We start from the raw sequence: 2996 nt of genomic DNA on the forward strand, positions 1-2996 counted from the left end.
AAATTAAAATAAAACGGCCAATAACACGCGTTATAATTAATGGCCCTAAAGTATAAGCCTGAATAAGGGCCACTAATCATAGCGCTATCGTTAGGCAATATTAGAAACGACACTATGAAAAAACATTTATCCATTATATTCTTATTCATTTCAATTATAACTTTTGGACAAGAAAAATGGACTTATCAAAGTGACAGCATTTATAAAGTAAATAAAGTGAAAGCTCGAAAGTGGTTTAATGGGAACAAATTAACAGCCACAACGTTTTACGATTCTAATGGGAGAATGATTAAATTCCAACACGAAGCATTTCTTGGTGGTAAACAAAAAACCATATACTTTGAATATGATATAAGTGGGAAATTAATCAATCAGGTTGACACTACTAGAAATGGAAAACCTGATAAAAAAGCGTTGAAAAAATTCAAAAAAATGGGGCTTGATTTATCATCTATAATTAAGAATGACAAACCCGAAATAGAAGTTTCTCCTTTTGAAATTAATTATACAAATGATGAACTTGTAAAATTAACTCAATACAATTCTGATGGAACATTGAATATTATTGACCATTATGAAAATGATGGAAAAAAACAAATTCGTGAATGGTTCAAAAACGGAGAAAAATATCAAGAAAGCATAACAGAATATATAGATGATTTTCAAAAAGAAAAATACTATGGCTGGGAAATTAGAGCTAATTATGGAAAAGATGAATGGAATTACACTTTTGATTATGTTTATGAAAATGGACAAATAAAGGAGTTTACTCGATTCGACAATGGAGAAAAAAAGGAAACTACCAAAATGGAATATGATTACAATGGGCTTTTAATTAGAGCTAGTTCTTTCACTACGGAAATATTTAAATACAAATATTATAAATAACATTGCCTAACAATGCCTATAATTCAGTCTTTCCTTTTCGTATAAATAAATTTAGTACTTTTAATCTGGCTCGATTCCTACCTTGAAAAATCCTAACGGATTTCCCAGACCGAAATCATAGCCTAACCGTTGGCAACAAGCTAAAATCACTCATATGGAAACAAAATCAATCGAACAATTAGAGAAAGATATTTGGAAAAACCCTTCCGAATTTCCGACTGATTTGGTTGAAAAATGTTATCGCTATCGAAAGATAAGTATTGCGGAATTGACAAACGAACAAATAAGACTTCTGATTTCTCAAAATATCGGAATTGAATATCTAATCGGAATCGCACTCGAAAAACTCGAACGGAATATTTTGACCGAATGTGATTTTTACGAAGGCGATTTACTTATCGCTGTTTCAAGTTTACCGACTGAATTTTGGAATGAAAATCAAACTGAATTTCTGAAATTTAAAAATATTGTGGAACAGAATTCGGAAATAATAAAAACTGAACTCGGAGAAAATAAATTTGACCGAATAAATGAAAAACTAACTTAAATGAACAATATAAATTTTAAAAAATGGGCTTTCCATTTTATAATTTGGGTTTTAATAATTAATATTATTTCCTTCTATTTAACAATCAGCTATACAAGTATATTTAATGAAGGAGACAACACAGCACAAGTCTTATTTTATTTTGGAATTTTAGGAACAGTTTTACTTTTATTGAGTCTGATTTTTATAATTTTTAGTACAATAAAAAAAGAGAAGAAAAATTATCAATATTGGACTTCTATAGTTGGACTTGTCATTTTTGGAATTTTGCCAATTTTAGCAAGTCTATTTTTAAATTAATTTAGAGAAGAATTGAACTGAATAAATAAAAGCCAGTTGCCAACACCGTATATAATTTATTGCTAGTTCTAGCCTACTTACGAAAATCCTCGCGGATTTTCTATTCGGTTTTTATTTGCTAAATTACGTGCTAAACCACGCAACAAACCATATACAAACACGTTGTAGGTAATACCAAAAAAAAAAAATATGTCACAAAGAGATGAATTAATTAAGAAGTATGCTTCTGACCTGAAAGAAAAATTGGGTGAAGAGACTGACTTGAATTTATTAGCGAAAGTTACAATCGGATTAGGACCTTCAATTTATAATTCTGATTCATCAATAATATCGGGTAGTGATAAGTCGGAATTGCTTACTGTTAAACGTAATTTCTTAATTAAAAAATTAGGTTTAAATGAAAGCCCTGAATTAGATAACGCAATTGAATCTGTTTTAGAAAAGTACGGTAAATCCAACCGAACTAAACACAGAGCAGTTGTATACTATTTGCTTACTAAATATTTCAATAAGGAAGATGTCTATTTAAGAAAAGGTACTGGACCAAGATAATTATGGCAAAAAAAACACCAAAAGAGCGACTCGAAGCCAGAGAAAAAGACGGAAATAAAAAAACATAAACGTTCGGGTTCTAGCGGAAAAAACCGTAAAGGAACTGGACCAAGAGATAAAAAATAATGGCTAAATCAAAATTATCTGAATTTAAAGAGGACTACTACCATTTCACAGGAAAATTGAGCGATATCAATAGGCAAATCGCATTTGCTGGTATTGCTTTAATTTGGGTTTTTAAGAAAGGAAAAGAATTAGATTTTCAAATTGACGATGAATTGATTTTACCGGCAATCCTAATTGTATGCGCTTTAGCATTTGATATTTTTCAGTACATATATCAATCTATTACTTGGGCAATTTTTTACACAATTAAAAATAGAAAGTATAAAACTGAAGACAAAAAACTAAAATCACCAGAATATTTGAACTATCCTGCGTGGTTTTTCTTTACGGTTAAAGTTATACTCGTTTTAGTTGCTTACTGGAAAATATTTGATTTTTTATTAGATAAATTTTTAAAATAAGTACTACCTACAACAATGCCTATAATTCAGTCTTGCATTTTACTAAAGAGAAAATTTATTACTTTTAATCTGGCTCGATTCCGATCCTGAAAAATCCTAACGGATTTCCCAGACCGAAATCATAGGTACTGTGTCAAAAAACAAGCTTTTTCTTTAAAATTTTAGGAAACAAATTGATTTAA

At 29.7% G+C, this 2996-nt stretch carries 5 protein-coding genes; all 5 read left to right on the forward strand.

Going from position 1 to position 2996, the window contains the following annotated elements; all coding sequences use genetic code 11:
• The first annotated feature begins 114 nt into the window (after positions 1-114).
• The 5 genes from MWU65_RS17365 (at position 115) to MWU65_RS17385 (ending at position 2814) form a co-directional block, all read left to right on the forward strand.
• Positions 115-888, forward strand: coding sequence for a hypothetical protein (locus MWU65_RS17365; RefSeq protein WP_247079947.1), 774 nt, complete (start codon positions 115-117; stop codon positions 886-888).
• A gap of 154 nt (positions 889-1042) precedes the next feature.
• Positions 1043-1435 (forward strand): contact-dependent growth inhibition system immunity protein, encoded by a 393-nt coding sequence (locus MWU65_RS17370; protein ID WP_247079948.1) that lies wholly within the window; start codon positions 1043-1045, stop codon positions 1433-1435.
• Positions 1436-1735 carry a hypothetical protein gene (locus MWU65_RS17375; RefSeq protein ID WP_247079949.1) on the forward strand — a complete coding sequence of 100 codons (300 nt, stop codon included), beginning with the start codon at positions 1436-1438 and terminating at the stop codon, positions 1733-1735.
• A 189-nt stretch (positions 1736-1924) separates the two neighbouring features.
• On the forward strand, positions 1925-2287 hold the full coding sequence (locus MWU65_RS17380; protein ID WP_247079950.1) for a DUF2853 family protein: 363 nt from the start codon (positions 1925-1927) through the stop codon (positions 2285-2287).
• Between the two features lie 125 nt (positions 2288-2412).
• Positions 2413-2814 (forward strand): hypothetical protein, encoded by a 402-nt coding sequence (locus MWU65_RS17385; RefSeq protein WP_247079951.1) that lies wholly within the window; start codon positions 2413-2415, stop codon positions 2812-2814.
• Positions 2815-2996 lie beyond the last annotated feature (182 nt).

The organism is Cellulophaga sp. F20128, assembly GCF_023015805.1.
Classification (GTDB): domain Bacteria; phylum Bacteroidota; class Bacteroidia; order Flavobacteriales; family Flavobacteriaceae; genus Cellulophaga.